This is a genomic window from Flavobacterium sp. (assembly GCF_025352015.1).
Lineage (GTDB): Bacteria > Bacteroidota > Bacteroidia > Flavobacteriales > Flavobacteriaceae > Flavobacterium.
Map to the genome: position 1 here is coordinate 1 of NZ_JANXUG010000018.1, position 19853 is coordinate 19853.

Consider the following 19853-nt stretch of genomic DNA (forward strand, 5'->3'; position numbering starts at 1 on the left):
AAGCAGCTCGACATAAACTACTTGATGTAGTGGGCGATTTAGCTTTGGTAGGCATGCGAATCAAAGGAAAAGTAATAGCCAATAAACGGGTACTTGGTTACGTTGTTCTATTTTGATAATTTTAGATAATTTTTTTGCAAATTGAGTATTAACAAAATGACCTGGTTTATTGGCTATTACTTTTCCTTTGATTCGCATGCCTACCAAAGCTAAATCGCCCACTACATCAAGTAGTTTATGTCGAGCTGCTTCGTTTGGGTAATGCAGCGTTAGATTATCTAAAATACCATTTGGCTTTACTGAAATAGATTCTTTTCCGAAGGCAATTTTTAGATTTTCAATAGTTTTTGATGAAATTTCTTTATCTACATACACAATAGCGTTGTTCAAATCGCCTCCTTTTATTAAACCACTATCCAGTAGCGTTTCTAGTTCGTGAAGAAAACTAAAGGTACGAGCATTTGCAATTTCAGTTTTAAATTCTGAAATGTTTTTCATGGTAGCATTTTGTGTTCCCAATACTTTTGTACCAAAGTCAACCATTGCAGTTACTTGATAATCGTCTGAAGGCATTACTAAAATTTCACTCCCTGAAGTTTCATCCGTAAATGAAATTATTTCTTTTACAACATAGTAAACACGTTCTGCATCTTGTTCGATGATACCTGTTTTTTCGATTGCCTCTACAAAAAATTTGGAAGATCCATCCATTATTGGTGGTTCAGATTCATTTAATTCGATGATAACATTATCAACATCACAGCCAACAAAAGCCGCTAAAACATGTTCAGAAGTTTGGATTTTGACCCCTAATTTTTCAAGATTTGTTCCGCGTTGTGTATTGACTACGTAATTGGCATCGGCTTCTATAACCGGAGAACCTTCTAAATCAACTCTAACGAAGGTATACCCGTTATTAATTGGCGCAGGTTTAAAAGTCATTTTCACTTCTTTTCCAGTATGAAGTCCAACACCAGTTAGGGAAATCTCGTTTTGGATGGTTTTTTGTTTAACCATTGATAAGCTATTTTAGTTTAATTAGTACTCTTTTTTAATTTTTCTAGTTCAGTTACAATTTTTGGTAAATTTCTAAAATGCACATACGATTTGCTGTAATCAGCATAACCAAATGCTGGACTACCTTGCATCACTTCACCATCTTTCACATTTCTTCCAACACCGGACTGCGCTTGAATGCGAACATTATTTCCTACCACGATATGTCCTGCAAAACCAACTTGCCCACCAATTAAGCAATTATTTCCTATTTTAGTAGAACCTGCAATGCCTGTTTGTGCAGCAATAACAGTGTTTTCTCCAATTTCAACATTGTGCGCAATTTGGATATGATTGTCTAGTTTAACTCCTTTACCAATAATAGTGGAGCCGAGCGTTGCTCTGTCAATAGTAGTATTGGCACCTACATTGACATCATTTTTAATAATTACATTTCCGATTTGTGGAATTTTAGTGAATGTTCCCTCATCTGTAGGTGCAAAACCAAAACCATCTGAGCCAACAACACATCCTGAATGAAAATTGCAATTACTGCCGATTTCGGTTTCAGAATATATTTTTACTCCAGCAAAAAAAATACAATTATCGCCAATGGTTACATTATCGCCAATAAAACAGTTTGGATATATTTTTACATTGTGACCGATGGTAACGTTTTTTCCAATGTAACTAAAGCTTCCCAAATATAAATTTTCACCATAGGTTACATTCTCCGAAATTACAGATGGCTGCTCAATGCCTGATTTCATGAGCTTTACTTGATTGTAATATTCTAATAATTTTGAGAAAGATTGATACGCGTCTTCGACCTTAATTAAGGTAGTTTTAATGTTCCCTTCGGGTTCAAAAGTGTTATTTACAATTATAATGGTGGCTTGAGTAGTATAAACAAAATTGGCATATTTTGGGTTGGCTAAAAACGTAAGCGAACCTTCGATTCCTTCTTCAATTTTTGCTAGTTTGAAGACCTCGGCATTTGGATTACCAATGACTTCACCTTCAAGAATTTCTGCTATTTGAGCTGCTGTAAATTTCATCTTAAACTATTTTATTTTTCATAGAAATAAGATGTAGCTCACAAGTCAGTTTCTTTTTAAAATATATAAAAGTTGATACAGCCTGTTTCATCGCCACAAAAGTATAAAAAAATCAATTTTAATGGTATAATTCTTCAAGTTGTTTTGGAAAACAAATAAAATATTTGGTCACTGGTTTTGATAACGCTTTCAAATTCAATTGGTCTGAAGCTTCCGCCACGTCTTCAATCGTTTTGTCTTTCTTCAAAATCCTGATGGGTTCAGCATCCTTGCTGTAAGCCTGATTTTTAATTTTCCCTTTAAAAATAAAATATTTGGCTTCCTGTTGCGTGATATTGTTCTCTTTTGCAAAACGGATGGTCATTTCTTCTAAAACTTCTAAAGGAAATTTTTCGCTATTCAATTTAATTTTAGATAAATCTCTATTGATAATCATTTTACTCAAACTACTCAAAATAAAATCAGTGTGATACTGCCAGTTTTTTAAAGCACTAATAATGTCAAAATCATCTAATTGCGCAAATTTATCTAAATTGTTATTCGTAAAATTTTCTAACGTTATTTTATGCTCCATAAAATACTTTAACGGACTACTACAATCCACTTCATCCCCTTTATTGAATAGTTCTTTCGCTCTTTGAAGTGCTTTGGTTAAGGTTAATTCGGCCACCAAACTTGTTTTGTGCAAATAGGTTTGCCAATACATTAATCTTCTCGCCATTAGGAATTTTTCTATGGAGTAAATTCCTTTTTCTTCCATAACTAATGCTTCATCCACCACATTTATCATCTGTATCAATCGATCTGAATTAATATTTCCTTCGGCAACCCCCGAATAAAAACTGTCGCGTTTTAAATAATCCATTCTATCCATGTCAAGTTGGCTAGAAATTAATTGCAGCATGAACTTTCTGTGATAATCACCCTTGAAAATTTGAATTGCTAAACTTAATTGGCCTTCAAATTCAAGATTCAGCTTGTTCATAAACAATAACGAAATTTGCTCATGATTAACTTCTTCCACAATACTGTGTTCCATGGCGTGGGAAAAAGGACCATGTCCAATGTCGTGAAGCAAAATAGCAATATATAAAGCATTTTCTTCATCTTTTGAAATCACAACTTCTTTAGAACGAAGCACTTCAACGGCTTTTTGCATAATATGCATAGCGCCAATTGCATGATGAAATCTAGTATGGTGTGCGCCAGGATAAACCAAATAAGACAAACCCATTTGAGTAATGCGACGTAAGCGTTGAAAATAGGGATGCTGAATTAAGTCATATATTAACGAATTGGGAATGGTGATAAAACCATAAATAGGATCGTTGAATATTTTTAGTTTATTGGTGTTGTTCAAAGTTAAATCGGTTTTTCGTAAAAGTATCTATTTATACTAATTCCTTGAAATATTGTTTTAATAATTTGTCATTTTCACGGGTGGGCGTGAATACTTCGAGTATTGTTGGTTGTTCATTTTTTTCGAATATATATTTCAACCCTTTGACTAACGACTTTGAATCACTCGCGATAACATAATCAAACTGGTACATTTTGCTTAAATGTTCTGCAGTTAAACAATGAGATGTTTCAAAAAAAGTATTAAATGTGTCTATTTCTTCGTGCCCAGGTAATATTCTAAATATGCCACCACCGCCATTGTTTATTAAAATAATTTTAAAATTCTTGGGGATATAATTGTTCCAAAGTGCATTACTATCGTATAAAAACCCAACATCTCCCGTAATTAAAACGGTTGGTTTTTGACTACCAATAGCCGCTCCAATGGCAGTAGAGGTACTTCCGTCTATTCCGCTTGTTCCTCGGTTACAAAAAACTTCAATGCTCATGTCAATATTAAATAATTGTGCATAGCGAATGGGTGAGCTATTACTGATTTGCAGTTGCAGGTTTTTTGGTAAATTAGAAAATATAATTCCAAACGCTTTCAAATCAGAAAATGCAACGCTAGAAAGATATTCAGTATGTTTTGTTTTTCTTTTTAAATGAATTTTTTCAAAAAAAGTTTTATAATCACTTTCGGTATTTTTTACAAAAGGTAAAAATTGTCTAAAAAACTGGTTGGGCTCTACTTGAAAATGCTTGGTTAAAATGCCAAAGGTATCATAGGCTCTTTGTTCATCGATATGCCAATGGTGTCGTGGTTTGTATTTCCTCAAGAAAGCTTTTATACGTTTTGAAACTATCATGCCGCCAAACGTAATAAGGATTCTGGGTTGTAATTTCAGAAAATCAGCATTTAAAAATGGTGTAATCAGTGCATCAATATTGGTGATAAAACTAGAATGATGCAGGTTTGATGTCGCTTCTGTCATCACCACTACTGATGGCATTTGCGCTAATTTTTCGAGCCATTCCTGTTCAATCGAATTTGGTGCACATTCCCCAACCAAAACTAAAATTTTGTTACTATAATTCCATAAAGTAGTATAAGCAATAATATCGTCAACATTTACCAATCGTTGCGATAAATTGAGTCCAGTTACATTAAAATCTATTGAAAGTTTGTTCGTAGTTTCATACAAAGGTTCTTCAAACGGAGCATTGATGTGAACAGGTCCTTTTCTGGCAATAGCAACATTTATAGCCTCATTAATAAAAACATCATTAAACTCTGTAGCATCTGCTGATAAATTAGCATTGAATAAAGAATGATTGATAAAAATATTTTCCTGACGAATGGTTTGTCCATCACCGATATCAATTTTATCAAAAGGTCTGTCTGCAGAAATAACAATAAAAGGAATTTGACTGTAAAAAGCTTCGGCTAAAGCAGGATAATAATTCAGTAATGCAGACCCCGAAGTACAAACTACCGCTACTGGTTTATGTGTTTGTTGCGCTATACCTAAAGCAAAAAAAGCCGCACAACGTTCATCGGCAATACTATAACATTTGAATCTAGGATTATTTGTGAATCCTATTGTTAACGGTGCATTTCTTGAACCTGGTGAAATAATAATATCATGAACTCCTTTGGCATGGCATATTTCGATAATGCTTTGCGCTAAAGGTATTTTAGGATAAATCATTGTTGTTTTTTAAGGCAAACAAAGATACAAAGTTGTAGAACGATTTCAATACTGTAAATTGTTTTCTTATTTTTACGCAATGGAAATTAAAATAAGACCTTATCAAGCTGCTGATGTTCAAACTATCGTAGCTATTCTAAACTATTATATAGCCAATTCAACTTCGTTATACGACTACAAACCACGAACTTTTGACCAACAAAAAAATATTTTTAATGAAAAAATAAACAAGGCTTTTCCTATTATTGTAGCAACAATCGAGGATCGTATTGTTGGTTTTGGCTATTACAGTGAATTTCGTTTTAGAGAAGCCTACAAATTTACTGTAGAACATTCGGTTTATGTACTACCAAATGAATTAGGAAAAGGCATTGGGAAACAACTTTTGGAACATTTAATTTTGTTAGCCAAAAAACAAAAACTTCATACCATGATTGGAGTTATTGATTCTGAAAATCAAAACAGCATCAGTTTTCATGAACAGTTTGGATTTGAAATAGTGGGAACTATCAAAGAAAGTGGTTATAAATTTGATAGATGGTTGCACAGTGTGTTTATGCAATTGTTGTTGAAGTAACCTAAATTATTTCAATTCCATTTTCCTCAAGTATTCCTAGAAGATAACTACTTTGGTGTGGATTATATTTTTCAATGCCGCTTTGATACCATTTCGAAATGACATCTATCTGATAGGCAGTATAACCATCTTCATTGATACTAATACCTAGCATGCCAGCCAAAAGAAAATCTTCTAAAACTTTGTTAGTAACGATTAATTTAGGAATGCCATGCATAACTTTACCGTTCATCCTTTCATAATCTAATCTGCCTTGGTCGAAACCAAAAGTATAAGCGTCATTTTTATTTTCTAGAATTTTTAAATAAGGATTAACACCGTTAGCATATCCTTGTAGATAATCTTTACGGTATAAAGGGTTGAAAATATTATTCATATAAATTTGTAGTGGTATTTGATAATTACATATCAAACCTAATCACTATGTTTTAGTAAAAATATTAAAATCGTTGAAAGGAAAAAAAAATCTTTAAATCGCAATATCAAAGGCGTTTGTCGATAGAAATGACATTAAATATAGAAAAACAAAAAGCCAGAAAAGAATCGTTTTCTAGCTTTTTGGTTTTAAAGAAAAATATTATTTTTCGTTAATCCAACCCACAATTGCGGCGTCTGTTGGTAAAACTCTTGGCGATAAAACTTTGGTTAACTGTCCTTTTTCGTTTATTAGATATTTTTGAAAGTTCCACTCAACATCACTGTCTTGCAATCCGTTTTTACTTTTTTGAGTTAGAAATTTATAAACTTCGTTCATTTCAGTTCCTTTTACTGAAATTTTACTCATCATCGGGAAAGTTACACCATAATTTAAGTGACAAAATTTAGCGATTTGTTCATTATTTCCTGGTTCTTGTGACCCAAAATTATTTGCCGGAAAACCTATGATAACAAAATTTTTATCCTTGTATTTTTCGTAAATGGATTCTAAATCCTTGTACTGAGGTGTCAACCCACACTCTGATGCCGTGTTCACGATAAGTACTTTTTTTCCCTTTAACGAAGCAAAGTCAAAATCTTTTCCGTACAAATCCTTGACCTTAAATTGATAAATTGTTTCTGTTAAAGTTGGTGTTTCCATTTTATTTTTTTTATTGTTTTGCGCCTGATTTTGACAACTAAATAAGGCAAAAGTTAATACTAATAATGCAGTTTTTTTCATATTTATTTTTTTATAAAATTAAACAAATATTTAAAAGTTTCTGTTATACAATTCCCAAATTTTTAAATATGTACAAAAAAAAGCTCAATGATTATAAAATCATTGAGCTTCAACAAACGTAATAGAAAAATTAACCTGACTAATTAAATATCTATTACAACCAAAACAAAAAACAAAACAATTTCATAGCAAAATTTCAATATCATTTACGTTACCAAATTAAATTTGGTTTCTTAAATACTGTGTTTTAATTTTTTTTTCAAAAAATAGTTTTTTTATAATTAGTTTCTTTAATTTACAATAAAAATAGTAACTATGACACAAGAAGAATTATTGCCTCTTTTATTAAGGAAAGATGAAAAAGGTTTTACAAAATTGTATGATATGTATTCCAAAAGTCTTTTTAGCATTATCACCAATTTGATGAACGACCGCGAAGAAGCCGAAGATGTGCTTCAAGAGGTGTTTGTTAAAATTTGGAAAAATATTGATTCTTATAATGAAAGCAAGGGTAGATTATATACTTGGATGCTCAATATTGCCCGTAACAGTACAATTGACAAGTTGCGCTCAAAAGGATTTAATAATAGCAAAAAAAACTTGTCTTCTGATAATTTCGTACATCTGTTGGATGACAGTAATAAGTTAACTAATAGAATTGATAGTATTGGATTAAAAGAATTTGTAAACAAACTCAAACCAAAGTGTATCAAGTTAATTGATTTATTGTTTTTCAAAGGATTCACTCAACAGGAAGCATCAGAAGAATTAGAAATTCCTTTAGGCACTGTTAAGACCCAAAATCGAATGTGTATGAACGACCTACGAAATTTTTTAAAAGTATAATGGAAAATAAAGAATATATAGAATCAGGAACATTGGAACTTTATGTTTACGGATTACTTACTGAATCAGAAAACAAAGAAGTTAGCACTATGGCTCTCAAACATTCAGAAGTGAAAGATGAAATAGTATCCATTGAGAAAGCAATTATTAATCTTTCCAGTAGTTTTTCTCCTTTTATTTCTCATAGTCAGTTTGAAAAAATTAAATCACAATTAGAGCTCAAGCATAATAAAGTTGTTGACTTTAAACCACGAAATTCTTCAGTGAGTTACATTGGTTGGGCGGCATCTATAGCCTTATTTATAGGAATTAGTTTTCAATATTTAAAACTGAATGAAAGCAAAAATCAAGTCGCAACGATTGAAAAAGAAATATCAAAACTACAGGAAAATGTGGTTGGATTAGAATTTAAAAATAAATCCACAGCTACAGCTTTAAATGTTATTCGCGACGAAAATAATACGGTCATTGCCCTAGCAGGACAAACCGTTGCGCCAACTGCAAAAGCCAAAATCTATTGGAACAAACAAACCCAAGTGGTTTATGTAGATGCAAGTGGATTGCCTGAACCACCAAAAGGAAAAGAATACCAGATATGGTCTTTAAAACTACTGCCACAATTAACGCCAACCAGTATCGGCCTTTTATCTAATTTTCAGGCAAATCAAAGCAAAATATTTGCTGTAGATAAAACAATCGGTGCTGAAGCATTTGGAATTACATTAGAACCTGCCGGCGGTAGCGCATCGCCTACCATGGAGCAATTATATACTTTGGGGAAAGTCTAAAAGCCTACATCAAATAATCAATAGTCAAAAAAGGTTCAACATTTGTTGAACCTTTTTTTTATTTCTTTTTATAATATTTTCGATACTTCGGATAGGTTATCAGTCCAATTAATCCTATCAATCCGATGGAATACCAAATCCAGCTCAATGATTTTGCTTCACCACTCGCATACGAATGCAATCCAACTAGATGAAAATTCACTCCATAATATGTAAATAGGATTGATAAGAAAGCAAACATTGCCATTAGGTTAAACAACCATTTATTGCGCAATGAAGGAACAAAACGAGCATGAATAACAAATGCATACACCATGATACTTATCAAAGCCCAAGTTTCCTTTGGATCCCATCCCCAATATCTTCCCCAACTTTCGTTTGCCCATTGACCGCCAAGAAAATTACCAATAGTAAGCATGACTAATCCAACCGTTAGTGCCATTTCATTGATATATGTAACTTCTTTAATATTTAAAAGCATTTTCTCTTTGTTCTTTTCGGTAGTTAAAAATATTAGCAATAAAGACACAAAACCTAGTATCATTCCCAAAGCAAACGGTCCGTAACTAGCAACAATTACTGCTACGTGAATCATTAACCAATAGGAGTTTAATACCGGTTGTAAGTTGGCTATCTCTGGGTCAATCCAATTGGCGTATGCAGCGGTTAATATCATGGCTGTTACAAAAGCACAGGATGCCACTGTAAGTTTTGATTTTCTATCAAATGCCAATCCAAAGAACATTGTTGACCACGCCACATAAACTATGGCTTCATAGGCATTGCTCCATGGTGCATGTTCCGAAATATACCATCGTGCAATTAAGCCCAATGTATGCAAAGCAAATAATAATCCTATACAAACATGAAATATATTGACCGTTAGGACCATCCATTTTCTTTCTTGGAATATTTGAATAATGGTAAACAAAAACATCAATGCGGCCATCGTTAAATACCAATAGGGTAATTTTTGAAAAATGTCATATTTGTTATAAAATATTTCATAATCAATTCTTCTATCCGTTGGTCGTACGGCTTTTCCAAACTTCTTTTGATAGTTTTCCATTCCAACTAGAAAGGTGTTTGCCATGGTATAATTTTTATTTTGAGTAGCTTTTTGAAGCGCATCTAAATAAACGGGCAATACCATTTTCACCGTATCTAATGCGGTTCCAGTACTGTGATTGATTTCTAAAAACGAAAGCCATTTGTTATTTGCATCTTTCGGTATCGGAAAAATGTGTAAAATTTTCCCACTCAATGCAGCATTTAAAAGGTTTACTTTTTTATCTGTTTCCACAAAATCTTTTTCAAACTGATTTGGGTTTGCGGCCTTGTAAGCCTGATCTAAATAAGGCGATAATTTGTAATTTCCTCGTTCATCAAAGCACGATCTAAAAGTGGCATATTTGGCATCGGCAGCAATACCTAGAATATTGCGCAGACTGTCATTACCACCTTTAATATAAATCAAAGGCGTTTCAAACCAAACCGTTGGAAACTGCGTCATCGAAATAAATACCTGATCAGAATTCATTTCCTTGTAAGTGTCCTTGTGGCTCACTTTGCGCAATAATTCAGAAGAAAATGTATTGATTGGTTTCATTCTTCCACCCTCATCCTGAATGATTAATCGACCAAATTGTGCTGCATGTCTTTCGGAAACTTTATACTTATTTAATACCGAATCTATCTGATTTTGTGTTGGAACTCTATTGTTAATTTTAACATGATTTTGGGCTAGTCCGTTAAGCGAAATTAAAAGAATTATAAGGGTCGAAAGTTTCGCTTTTTTCTTTTTGATGATATCCAATTTTCCTTTCAGATCAGCAAAACGGGTATTTTTGACAAACAACATGGCCATCATGCAAAAAAATAAAAGAAAATACCCTATGTAAGTTATAGTTGTTCCCCAAAAATCATGATTAACAGAGAGTATAGTTCCTTTTTCATCGGGATCAAAAGAAGCTTGAAAAAAGCGAAAACCTTTGTAATCTAAAACATGATTCATATAAATCCTAGAATCAATTTTTTTGACAGAATCTATAATAGTGACATTACTTTCGTAGGACGAATAACTTTTTTCTGTTCCTGGATATTTTTTGGCAATAAAATCATTGAGTTTTAATCCAAAAGGTAAGTTGTATACTTTACTTCCGTACGTTAATGTGAATTCCAAATTTCCAATTTTAACAATTTTAGGTTCACCTTGTTTCCCATGAGCGCCAATAAGTGTCACTTCTTTTTCAGTATTGTTTGATTTTATGATTAAAGTTATGGCGTCTTCTCCATTTTTTGCTCTAAAATTACCGCTTGGTTTGTATGATTTGTAACCAATTTTAGGTTGATCTGGAAAAACAAATTGTGTGCCGCCCAAGTTATATAAAGATCGATACATTAAGGATTGCAACGAATCTTTTTTTACCGAGCCCTTGAATTTATCAGCCATTCGCATGAATTGTCCATCAAACGGAGCTGTTATTGTATTGGTTTTTGTACTAATATTTATGGCGCCTTTTGTTAGATTGTTTACAGCAAACAGTACATTATGTATATTTTGAATTTCTCCTTCTTTCAGTAAGTGCTCATGGCGTGTTCCGTCTCCCGATTCCACTAATTTTAAAAAAGTTTCACCATTTTCACGTGCTATGACAGTTTCTTTTGCATCGAGAACAAAATTTTTATATTTGATTTCAAAAGGGGTTTCATCAAACTTGTCACTGATAGAAAAATTATTATTGGTGACAGGTGATAGTAATAATGGTTTTTCAAAAATCCTACGCATCGTTTTACCATGATAGTTACCGTCAACAAATACATTTAAATAATTTTTTTCAGAGAAAAACTGATTAGAAGTTACCCCTTCACGAATGGGCATCATCCCTTCATAGCTAATGTATCTAGTAATAAAAGCTCCCAAAATAATAAGAATAAAAGACAAATGTTGTAGTAATGTTGCCCATTTCTCTTTTTTATATAATTGATAACGCTTTATGTTTCCCACAAAATTAATTATGAATAACAACAATATTGCTTCAAACCACCAAGCATTATAAATCCAAATTTTGGCTGTATCTGTATTGTATTTACTTTCTATAAATGTTCCAGCTGCCATTGCAACTGCAAAACCAAGAAATAAAATTGCCATTAATCGTGTTGAAAATAAAATAGATAATATTTTTTTTTCCATGAGGTGGAATAATTTTTTAAAAAGCAGTACAAAAATAATGTAAATAAATAGATTTACACCTGATTTACTTATGGTTTTAATTCTTTTTTATGACTTGTTTACTTGTAGAATTTACGACAAAAAAAGCGGATTCTTGTTCGCTTTTATAATAAGTTTCAACTATTTTACTACATTTTGGAGCACTTACTTTCATCAATATTAAATAAATGTATGACCGATTTATAGTTTTTATAAATTATAGTGTTGCTTGTCTTAAAATTGTAAGAAGGTAGCACAACAACTCTAAAGGTTTGATTGAGTTTAAACCCATTGTTGACAGAAGCTAAATCAAAATCTTCCATTTTTAGTTGAGCATTATACCTAGTAAAATCAAAATTATATCTAAAATCTAACGCACCATTATTTAGATAATAACTTTCTGGCAGCAATTTCCAAATGTCAGTACCTTGAAAAGTTCCCGATAATCTGTAGACTAAAACCATACTAGAATTTGGAATTGTATGAGGATAGGTTAATAAAACGGTGTAATCGTTTGGAAAAAAGTTAATATTGGAATATTCAAACACTTCATTGTTGTTTTTGACATTGCTATCATTGTTTGTAGTGCAACTGTTTAGCAACATGATTCCGAAAAAAGCAAATGCTATTATGATTTTTTTCATCATTTCGATATTTAATAATTATTTATGTGTGTTTTGTGTTCACAAATTGTACCGAGGTTTTGTTTTACCAAAAATACGTACTTTTGAACCATGGGAAGAAACAACGAAAAAAACATCCAAGCACATAACGACAAACTTCATAAGGCTCAAGATAAAGCAAAGGCCAAGAAAGCGGCGCGCATTTTATTACGTAAAGCCATTTTGAAAAAATATACTGAAAGCAATATTCTGATACAACCTAAAAAGGAATAAAACCTTTTTGGTTAGTTAAAAACTTACATATTCCTTCTATACTGCCCACCAACCTCAAACAATCCATTTGTGATTTGTCCTAACGAGCACACTTTTGTAGCTTCCATTAGAAATTCAAAAAGGTTTTCATTTTTAATGGCTGCCGATTGCAATAATTCTATTTGTTCGCCAACTTTAACCGCACTTGATTTTTGTAAATTGATCAACATATCAATTTGATATTGTTTCTCTTCTTCGGTGGCACGAATTACTTCTGATGGAATTACAGTTGGCGAACCTTTAGAACTCAAGAATGTATTTACACCAATAATAGGAAATTCTCCACTGTGTTTTAAGGTTTCATAATACAACGATTCTTCTTGAATTTTAGAACGTTGATACATGGTTTCCATCGCACCAAGAACGCCGCCACGCTCTGTGATTCTGTCGAATTCTTGTAAAACAGCATCTTCAACTAAATCGGTTAATTCTTCGATTATGAACGAACCTTGAATTGGGTTTTCGTTTTTCGCCAAACCTAACTCTTTATTTATAATCAACTGAATTGCCATAGCTCGACGCACAGATTCTTCGGTTGGAGTTGTAATTGCTTCATCATAAGCATTGGTATGCAATGAGTTACAGTTGTCATAAATAGCATACAATGCTTGTAAAGTGGTACGAATGTCATTAAAATCAATTTCTTGAGCATGAAGTGACCGACCCGAAGTTTGAATATGATATTTCAACATTTGTGCTCTTTCGTTGGCACCGTACTTATTCTTCATGGCTTTCGCCCAAATTTTACGCGCTACACGACCAATTACTGCATATTCTGGATCGATTCCGTTTGAGAAAAAGAATGATAAATTAGGTCCAAAATCGTTAATGTTCATGCCACGACTTAAATAATATTCCACGTAAGTGAAACCATTAGAAAGTGTAAACGCCAACTGCGTAATAGGATTTGCTCCAGCTTCGGCAATGTGATATCCTGATATGGAAACCGAATAAAAATTACGAACATTTTGTTTGATAAAATATTCCTGAACATCGCCCATCAATCGCAATGCAAATTCGGTAGAAAAAATACAGGTGTTTTGCGCTTGATCTTCTTTTAAAATATCGGCTTGAACTGTGCCACGAACTTGGGTTAATGTTTTAATTTTAATGTCATTATAAACATCCAAAAGTAAAACTTGATTGCCTGTTACTCCCAGTAACATTAATCCTAAACCATTATTTCCTTCTGGTAAATCGCCTTGGTATGTTGGACGGATAGTTGCTTTTTTCTTATAAATTTCGCTGATTTTTTCTTCAACTTCTACTTGAAGATTATACTCAATAATGTATTTTTCACAATTTTGATCTATGGCTGCATTCATAAAAAAACCAAGTAACATTGGTGCTGGTCCATTGATTGTCATTGAAACCGAAGTTAACGGATGACTTAAATCGAAACCAGAATATAATTTTTTAGCATCATCTAAACAACAAATCGATACTCCAGCATTGCCAATTTTACCGTAAATATCAGGACGAATGTGAGGATCATTTCCATACAAAGTCACACTATCAAAAGCCGTCGAAAGTCGTTTGGCGGGTAATCCAGCAGAAACATAATGAAAACGTTTATTGGTACGTTCTGGTCCGCCTTCGCCAGCAAACATTCGACTTGGATCTTCACCTTCACGTTTAAATGGATATAATCCTGAAGCAAATGGAAATTCTCCGGGAACATTTTCTTGTAAATTCCATTTTAAAATATCGCCCCAGGCTTGGTATTTTGGCAATGAAATTTTCGGAATTTGAGTATGTGATAAACTCTCCATATGCGTTGCGATCTTGATTTCCTTATCCCGAACTTTAAAGCTGTAAAACGGATTTTTATAGTTGTTTACTTTTTCTTTCCAATTTAAAATTACTTCCCAATTATAGGGATCTAAATTCATTTTTATACGGTCGAATTCTTTTACTAAAAGATTCAAGAATTCATTTCTATTATCATCTTTTGACTCTAAAATAGTTTCTTCAATTCCAGCTTTCGTCAATTTGGGTTTACTTCCAAAAACCGTTTCAATGGTTTTATAAATTCCATATAATTTTTGGGCTACTTCGACTTGTGTCAAAGCAGTTTCGTCATATTTTCTATTATTTTCAGCAATTTCAGATAAATAACGTGTTCTGTGAGGTGGAATCACGAAAATTTTCTCACTCATTTCACGCGTGATTTGGAATGTCGATTTTAAATCAGCTCCTGTTTTCTCTACAATTTTATCCATAATAGCTTTGTAGAGCGTATTCATCCCAGGATCATTAAATTGTGAAGCGATGGTTCCGAAAATTGGCATTGAATCAGTATTTTCGTCCCATAGATTATGATTGCGTTGGTATTGTTTTTTTACATCTCGAATAGCATCTAATGCACCACGTTTATCAAATTTATTTAAAGCAACCAAATCGGCAAAATCTAACATATCGATTTTTTCCAATTGCGTTGCAGCTCCAAATTCGGGCGTCATTACATATAATGAAACATCGGAATGATCCATGATTTCTGTATCGGATTGTCCAATCCCTGAAGTTTCAAGAATGATAATATCGTATTTGGCAGCTTTCAAAACTTCTATCGCCTCATTTACATATTTTGACAAAGCCAAATTTGATTGACGGGTTGCCAACGAACGCATGTAAACTCTCGTATTATTGATAGCATTCATTCGAATTCTATCGCCTAAAAGTGCTCCACCCGTTTTTCGTTTTGAAGGATCTACCGAAATTAATCCAATAGTTTTTGTTGGAAAATCAATTAAAAATCTGCGAACCAATTCATCTACCAAAGATGATTTTCCAGATCCGCCAGTTCCTGTGATACCTAAAACTGGAATTTTAGAAGTTTTGTTTTTCTTGTGAATAGTTTCAAAAGCGGATTTTGCAATTTCTGGAAAATTCTCGGCCGCCGAAATTAATCGAGCAATGGCTATTGGATTTTTATCTTCAATTTGGGCTAATTCATCTGTCAATTTATCGCCAACAGGATAATCAGAACGCTGTACTAAATCGTTAATCATTCCTTGTAAACCCATTGCACGACCGTCATCTGGGGAATAAATTCGTTCGATTCCATATTCTTGCAATTCTGCAATTTCAGAAGGTAAAATTACACCACCACCACCACCAAAAATCTTGATATGTCCTGCTCCTTTTTCTTTGAGCAAATCATACATATATTTAAAATATTCGTTGTGACCACCTTGATAGGAAGTCATTGCAATAGCATTTGCATCCTCTTGAATAGCAGTATTTACTACCTCTTGAACGCTTCTATCATGACCAAGATGTATCACTTCAACACCTGTTGCTTGAATAATTCTTCTCATTATATTAATAGCTGCATCATGGCCATCAAATAGCGATGCAGCTGTAACAATTCTTACTTTATTTCTAGGAATATAGGGCGTTTGTGCTTCCATTTTAAGGATGTGATAATTTAAGTGCCGCAATTTACACAATTAATAAAAATTGGTACAACGATTTCGTAGAAAACATAAAAATATTCTACAGGCTTTTATTAATGAAAAAATACTGTAGTTTTGAAAACAATAAGTAACAAATTCGGAACTAAAATTTTGAACTTAATGAAAAAAATAATCATTCTCATTTACTGTAAAGATCAAAAAGGAATTATTGCCGCAGTGACTAATTATATTGCAGCTATTGGGGGAAATATTGTTTATCTTGATCAACATGTAGATAGTGACCAAGATGTTTTTTTCATGCGATTGGAGTGCGAATTTGCTACTGATAATTTTGATTTGGAAACAATAAAAGACAATTTTGAACAAAATCTAGTGCTTCCTTTCGCTATGTATTGGACGATACATTTAAAACAAAGTAAACCAAATATGGCGCTATTTGTTTCAAAATATGACCATTGCTTATACGATATTTTATCTCGCTATAGTACAGGAGAACTTCATGTAGAAATCCCTTTAATCATAAGTAATCACGAAGATTTAAGACCTATTGCCAACCGTTTTGAGATTCCGTTTTATCATGTTCCTTTTACCAAAGAGATTAAACAGGAAGGAGAAAAGAAACAACTTGAAATTCTAGATGCATACAGTATTGATTTTATAGTTTTGGCTAGGTATATGCAAATTGTAACTCCAAATCTTATCGAACAATTCAAAAATAAAATCATTAATATTCATCACTCATTTCTACCTGCTTTCCCTGGTGCCAAACCTTATCATTCTGCCTTTAATAGTGGGGTAAAAATTATAGGGGCGACAAGTCATTATGTTACAGCGGAGTTAGACGAAGGACCCATTATTGAGCAAGATATCACTCGAGTTACACATAGCCATTCGATAGAGGACTTTATAATTAAAGGTCGAGATTTAGAACGAACGGTTTTGGCAAGAGCGATAAAATTGCACGCTGAACGAAAAATAATGGTGTACAACAATAAAACAGTAGTTTTCTCTTAAACTGTTTTTGGCTTTATTTTTGATAATTACGTAAATAAAATAAAAAATCATGAAAATAAAATTAGCGCTTCTAGTATTTCTACCTCTTTTAGGATTTTCTCAAATAAAAGTTTTGGATCAAATCAAAAAAAACATTCCTACCAAAATTCCAACTAGCACTAAAATTCTATCTTCAATCGATATCTCTAATGGATTGAAAGAAGCCTTGAATAACGGAATTCAAAAACAAGTAACCAAATTAACTGCTGTTGATGGTTTTTATAAAAATGATTTAGTAAAAATTATGTTACCAGAAGAATTGCAAAAAGTAGACAATACTTTGCGAACATTAGGCTTAAGTTCATTGGCAGATGAAGGAATTCTTATGCTGAATCGCGCTGCCGAAAATGCCGTAAAAGAATCCACTCCTATTTTTGTAGATGCTGTGAAAAACATGAGTTTTACTGATGCTAAAAATATTTTGATGGGCAACGAAAATGCTGCAACTGATTATTTAAAATCTTCTACGACGACTCCTTTGTATGCCAAATTTAATCCTATAATTCAGGCATCTTTTGCTAAAGTGGGTGCCGATAGAGTGTGGAACTCGATAATAAAAAAATATAATAGCATTCCTTTAATGGGCAAAGTCAATCCTGATTTAACTGATTACACTACCAATAAAGCATTGGAAGGTGTTTTTAAAATGATTGCTTTAGAGGAAAAAGATATTCGAAATAATCTGAATTCTAGAACTTCAAATTTGTTAAAAAAAGTTTTCGCTAAACAAGACAAAAAATAGTCTTAACTATAAGTTAAATTTTTAGAAATCAATAACATAAGAATAACATAACCTTAACACAATAACTTAAAAGCACTACGTACATTTGTAATGTAATAAATTTGGTTTTTTATTATTTGGTTGGGGTTAGTTAGTTTTAAAATCCGGTGTTCTCATAACATCGGATTTTTTTATGCAATTTTTTGATGAAGTTTTTTGAAATATGCAAAAGCTTTTACAAGCCTTGTTCCATACCACGAAAACATTTGACCATCCACAAAAACTGTTTTGGCATGATGCATAAATCTTCCTATTTCAAGAGCGTGTTCATTGCGAAAAGTGAAAGGTTCAGATGAAAGTAAAACCAAATCACAGTTGCTGTAAAATGGTATTTTATCATTCCCTATTTCAGGGTAACGGTCTTCACAATTTTCATAGATGTTTTGAAATTTGTTTAATTTCAATAGTTCGTTGATGTAAGTGTTATTACCTGCAACCATATAGGGATTTGCCCAAATAAAATAGGCTACTTTTTGAAAGGCTTTATCTTTTATAAAAATTAAAAAATCATTTTGAGCGAAGCAAATTTTATCTAACCATTTTTGCGCTTCGGTTCTTTTATCAAAAAGTTGACCGAAGTCTTCAATCATTTTCACATTATCTTCTAACGTAATAATATTTGTAACCCAAACTGGATAAATTTTAGCTAATTCTTCAACAATTTCTTTAGTGTTTTCCTCTTTATTGGCAATGATAATATCAGGATGCAACAACCGAATTTTTTCAAAATTTACTTTTTTTGTTCCGCCAATACTCTTCTTGATTGATTTGAAATGAAACGGATGTACGCAGAATTTTGTTATGCCAACGATACTATCTTCTAAACCCAAATCATATAGTAATTCCGTTTGAGATGGCACCAGCGAAACTATTCTTTTAGGTGTGTTTTCAAAAGTGTGAGAAGTACCTATTTGATCTTTAAATATTTTCATTTTATAATCGTAACAAGTGTGCAACATTACACAACGGTCAAAAGATTTTTTTTTGATTTAAAATTTGTTCCATTTCTAGCTGAATTTTTACTGCTTCTCCCCGCGCCTTTTCTGCAAAATCAGTCCCATTGGATGCATAAATAATTGCACGTGACGAATTAATCAAAAGACCAACATCCTTTGTCATTCCGTGCTTGCATACCTCTGCAAGTGAACCTCCTTGGGCTCCAACTCCTGGGACTAAAAGAAAATTTTCGGGTGCCAATTTTCGAACTTCTGTAAAAAACTTCGCTTTTGTAGCTCCCACAACAAACATCAGGTTTTCAGAATTTTTCCATTTAATGGAAGTTTCAATGACACTTCTGTATAATTTTTTTCCGTTTATATTTTTATTTTGAAAATCAAAAGCACCTTCATTAGAAGTTAAGGCTAAAAGTATGGTGTGTTTGTTTTTATAGGCTAAAAAAGGTTCCACCGAATCTTTGCCCATGTATGGCGTCACGGTAATAGCATCAAAATTCAAATCTTCAAAAAACGCTTTAGCATACCGGTCTGATGTGTTTCCTATATCACCGCGTTTGGCATCGGCGATAGTAAAAATATCTGGATGGTTTTCGTCAAGATAATTGATGGTTTTATGAAGTGCTTGCCAGCCTTTTAAACCATAAGCTTCGTAAAACGCTGTATTGGGTTTATAAGCTACACACAACTCATGTGTTGCGTCAATTATTGCTTTATTGAATTCAAAAATGGAATCTTCTAACTTTAATAAATGCTGCGGTATTTTGGTTAAATCTACATCAAGTCCAATGCATAAAAAAGATTTTTTTTTTCGAATTTGTTGGATGAGTTGTTGCGTTGTCATTAGTTGTACAATATTTACAAATATAAATTTAAAATTCATGAAATAGTTCAAAAAAAACGCTATTTCTGAAGGTTTTAATCAAACAAAAAAAAGTAAAAATTATGGCTTTAGTCTAAAGAATATATTTATTATCTTTGTTTTATGAAAGATACCATTTTAGCACAAATATCGGAATTAAAT

16 protein-coding genes and 2 pseudogenes are annotated in these 19853 nt (G+C 32.6%); 7 read left to right on the plus strand and 11 right to left on the minus strand.

The window, feature by feature from the left end:
- Window positions 1-86: pseudogene (locus Q0Q96_RS02310) on the plus strand (UDP-3-O-acyl-N-acetylglucosamine deacetylase); the annotation flags it as partial.
- Here the strand turns inward: Q0Q96_RS02310 and Q0Q96_RS02315 are convergent.
- The 4 genes and pseudogenes from Q0Q96_RS02315 to menD form a co-directional block, all read right to left on the minus strand.
- Window positions 82-1017, minus strand: a pseudogene (locus Q0Q96_RS02315) (bifunctional UDP-3-O-[3-hydroxymyristoyl] N-acetylglucosamine deacetylase/3-hydroxyacyl-ACP dehydratase); the annotation flags it as partial. The pseudogenes Q0Q96_RS02310 and Q0Q96_RS02315 sit on opposite strands and share 5 nt — an antisense overlap.
- A gap of 17 nt (window positions 1018-1034) precedes the next feature.
- Complete coding sequence (gene lpxD / locus Q0Q96_RS02320; RefSeq protein WP_293871255.1) at window positions 1035-2054, minus strand: UDP-3-O-(3-hydroxymyristoyl)glucosamine N-acyltransferase; 1020 nt, start codon at window positions 2052-2054, stop codon at window positions 1035-1037.
- Between the two features lie 118 nt (window positions 2055-2172).
- Entirely contained in the window at window positions 2173-3414 is a 1242-nt protein-coding gene (locus Q0Q96_RS02325) for an HD domain-containing protein (RefSeq protein WP_293871257.1), read from the minus strand.
- A gap of 31 nt (window positions 3415-3445) precedes the next feature.
- Window positions 3446-5107, minus strand: a complete 1662-nt coding sequence (gene menD / locus Q0Q96_RS02330; protein WP_293871260.1) for a 2-succinyl-5-enolpyruvyl-6-hydroxy-3-cyclohexene-1-carboxylic-acid synthase — start codon at window positions 5105-5107, stop codon at window positions 3446-3448.
- 79 nt (window positions 5108-5186) lie between these two features.
- Between menD and Q0Q96_RS02335 the strand changes: the two genes are divergently transcribed.
- The gene (locus Q0Q96_RS02335; protein WP_293871263.1) at window positions 5187-5684 is read left to right on the plus strand and encodes a GNAT family N-acetyltransferase; all 498 of its coding nucleotides are present in this window, start codon (window positions 5187-5189) and stop codon (window positions 5682-5684) included.
- Window position 5685: 1 nt separating this feature from the next.
- Here the strand turns inward: Q0Q96_RS02335 and Q0Q96_RS02340 are convergent, their stop codons facing one another.
- Window positions 5686-6060, minus strand: a complete 375-nt coding sequence (locus tag Q0Q96_RS02340; protein WP_293871266.1) for a hypothetical protein — start codon at window positions 6058-6060, stop codon at window positions 5686-5688.
- A 201-nt stretch (window positions 6061-6261) separates the two neighbouring features.
- Complete coding sequence (locus Q0Q96_RS02345; RefSeq protein ID WP_293871269.1) at window positions 6262-6843, minus strand: glutathione peroxidase; 582 nt, start codon at window positions 6841-6843, stop codon at window positions 6262-6264.
- A 315-nt stretch (window positions 6844-7158) separates the two neighbouring features.
- Here Q0Q96_RS02345 and Q0Q96_RS02350 point away from each other — a divergent pair, with 315 nt between their 5' ends.
- Together Q0Q96_RS02350 and Q0Q96_RS02355 are read left to right on the plus strand one after the other, a co-directional pair.
- Window positions 7159-7689 (plus strand): sigma-70 family RNA polymerase sigma factor, encoded by a 531-nt coding sequence (locus Q0Q96_RS02350; RefSeq protein WP_293871271.1) that lies wholly within the window; start codon window positions 7159-7161, stop codon window positions 7687-7689.
- Window positions 7689-8477: an anti-sigma factor gene (locus Q0Q96_RS02355; protein WP_293871273.1), complete on the plus strand. Its 789-nt coding sequence runs from the start codon at window positions 7689-7691 to the stop codon at window positions 8475-8477. The genes Q0Q96_RS02350 and Q0Q96_RS02355 overlap by 1 nt, the downstream gene beginning before the upstream one ends.
- 58 nt (window positions 8478-8535) lie before the next feature.
- Here the strand turns inward: Q0Q96_RS02355 and ccsA are convergent, their stop codons facing one another.
- Together ccsA and Q0Q96_RS02365 are read right to left on the minus strand one after the other, a co-directional pair.
- Window positions 8536-11670, minus strand: coding sequence for a cytochrome c biogenesis protein CcsA (ccsA, locus tag Q0Q96_RS02360; RefSeq protein WP_293871276.1), 3135 nt, complete (start codon window positions 11668-11670; stop codon window positions 8536-8538).
- Window positions 11671-11837: 167 nt separating this feature from the next.
- A complete protein-coding gene (locus Q0Q96_RS02365; RefSeq protein ID WP_293871278.1) occupies window positions 11838-12332 on the minus strand; it encodes a hypothetical protein in 495 nt (164 codons plus the stop codon).
- Window positions 12333-12422: 90 nt separating this feature from the next.
- Here Q0Q96_RS02365 and Q0Q96_RS02370 point away from each other — a divergent pair, with 90 nt between their 5' ends.
- On the plus strand, window positions 12423-12584 hold the full coding sequence (locus Q0Q96_RS02370) for a hypothetical protein (protein WP_293871281.1): 162 nt from the start codon (window positions 12423-12425) through the stop codon (window positions 12582-12584).
- Window positions 12585-12607: 23 nt separating this feature from the next.
- On the opposite strand, the gene Q0Q96_RS02375 is transcribed toward Q0Q96_RS02370, so the two are convergent.
- Window positions 12608-16036: a methylmalonyl-CoA mutase family protein gene (locus Q0Q96_RS02375; protein WP_293871283.1), complete on the minus strand. Its 3429-nt coding sequence runs from the start codon at window positions 16034-16036 to the stop codon at window positions 12608-12610.
- 165 nt (window positions 16037-16201) lie between these two features.
- Here Q0Q96_RS02375 and purU point away from each other — a divergent pair, with 165 nt between their 5' ends.
- The gene (gene purU, locus Q0Q96_RS02380) at window positions 16202-17056 is read left to right on the plus strand and encodes a formyltetrahydrofolate deformylase (protein ID WP_293871286.1); all 855 of its coding nucleotides are present in this window, start codon (window positions 16202-16204) and stop codon (window positions 17054-17056) included.
- Window positions 17057-17105: 49 nt separating this feature from the next.
- Window positions 17106-17837, plus strand: coding sequence for a DUF4197 domain-containing protein (locus Q0Q96_RS02385; protein WP_293871288.1), 732 nt, complete (start codon window positions 17106-17108; stop codon window positions 17835-17837).
- 170 nt (window positions 17838-18007) lie between these two features.
- On the opposite strand, the gene Q0Q96_RS02390 is transcribed toward Q0Q96_RS02385, so the two are convergent.
- Together Q0Q96_RS02390 and pyrF are read right to left on the minus strand one after the other, a co-directional pair.
- Window positions 18008-18808: a helical backbone metal receptor gene (locus Q0Q96_RS02390; RefSeq protein WP_293871290.1), complete on the minus strand. Its 801-nt coding sequence runs from the start codon at window positions 18806-18808 to the stop codon at window positions 18008-18010.
- Window positions 18809-18845: 37 nt separating this feature from the next.
- The gene (pyrF, locus tag Q0Q96_RS02395) at window positions 18846-19673 is read right to left on the minus strand and encodes an orotidine-5'-phosphate decarboxylase (RefSeq protein WP_293871292.1); all 828 of its coding nucleotides are present in this window, start codon (window positions 19671-19673) and stop codon (window positions 18846-18848) included.
- Window positions 19674-19853 lie beyond the last annotated feature (180 nt).

Excerpts from the sequence above, each read along its gene's own strand:
- lpxD (WP_293871255.1), bottom strand. The coding sequence starts at position 2,054 with ATGAAATTTACAGCAGCTCAAATAGCAGAAATTCTTGAAGGTGAAGTC.
- menD (WP_293871260.1), bottom strand. The coding sequence starts at position 5,107 with ATGATTTATCCTAAAATACCTTTAGCGCAAAGCATTATCGAAATATGC.
- Q0Q96_RS02335 (WP_293871263.1), top strand. The coding sequence starts at position 5,187 with ATGGAAATTAAAATAAGACCTTATCAAGCTGCTGATGTTCAAACTATC.
- Q0Q96_RS02340 (WP_293871266.1), bottom strand. The coding sequence starts at position 6,060 with ATGAATAATATTTTCAACCCTTTATACCGTAAAGATTATCTACAAGGA.
- Q0Q96_RS02345 (WP_293871269.1), bottom strand. The coding sequence starts at position 6,843 with ATGAAAAAAACTGCATTATTAGTATTAACTTTTGCCTTATTTAGTTGT.
- Q0Q96_RS02350 (WP_293871271.1), top strand. The coding sequence starts at position 7,159 with ATGACACAAGAAGAATTATTGCCTCTTTTATTAAGGAAAGATGAAAAA.
- Q0Q96_RS02355 (WP_293871273.1), top strand. The coding sequence starts at position 7,689 with ATGGAAAATAAAGAATATATAGAATCAGGAACATTGGAACTTTATGTT.
- ccsA (WP_293871276.1), bottom strand. The coding sequence starts at position 11,670 with ATGGAAAAAAAAATATTATCTATTTTATTTTCAACACGATTAATGGCA.
- Q0Q96_RS02365 (WP_293871278.1), bottom strand. The coding sequence starts at position 12,332 with ATGAAAAAAATCATAATAGCATTTGCTTTTTTCGGAATCATGTTGCTA.
- Q0Q96_RS02370 (WP_293871281.1), top strand. The coding sequence starts at position 12,423 with ATGGGAAGAAACAACGAAAAAAACATCCAAGCACATAACGACAAACTT.
- Q0Q96_RS02375 (WP_293871283.1), bottom strand. The coding sequence starts at position 16,036 with ATGGAAGCACAAACGCCCTATATTCCTAGAAATAAAGTAAGAATTGTT.
- purU (WP_293871286.1), top strand. The coding sequence starts at position 16,202 with ATGAAAAAAATAATCATTCTCATTTACTGTAAAGATCAAAAAGGAATT.
- Q0Q96_RS02385 (WP_293871288.1), top strand. The coding sequence starts at position 17,106 with ATGAAAATAAAATTAGCGCTTCTAGTATTTCTACCTCTTTTAGGATTT.
- Q0Q96_RS02390 (WP_293871290.1), bottom strand. The coding sequence starts at position 18,808 with ATGAAAATATTTAAAGATCAAATAGGTACTTCTCACACTTTTGAAAAC.
- pyrF (WP_293871292.1), bottom strand. The coding sequence starts at position 19,673 with ATGACAACGCAACAACTCATCCAACAAATTCGAAAAAAAAAATCTTTT.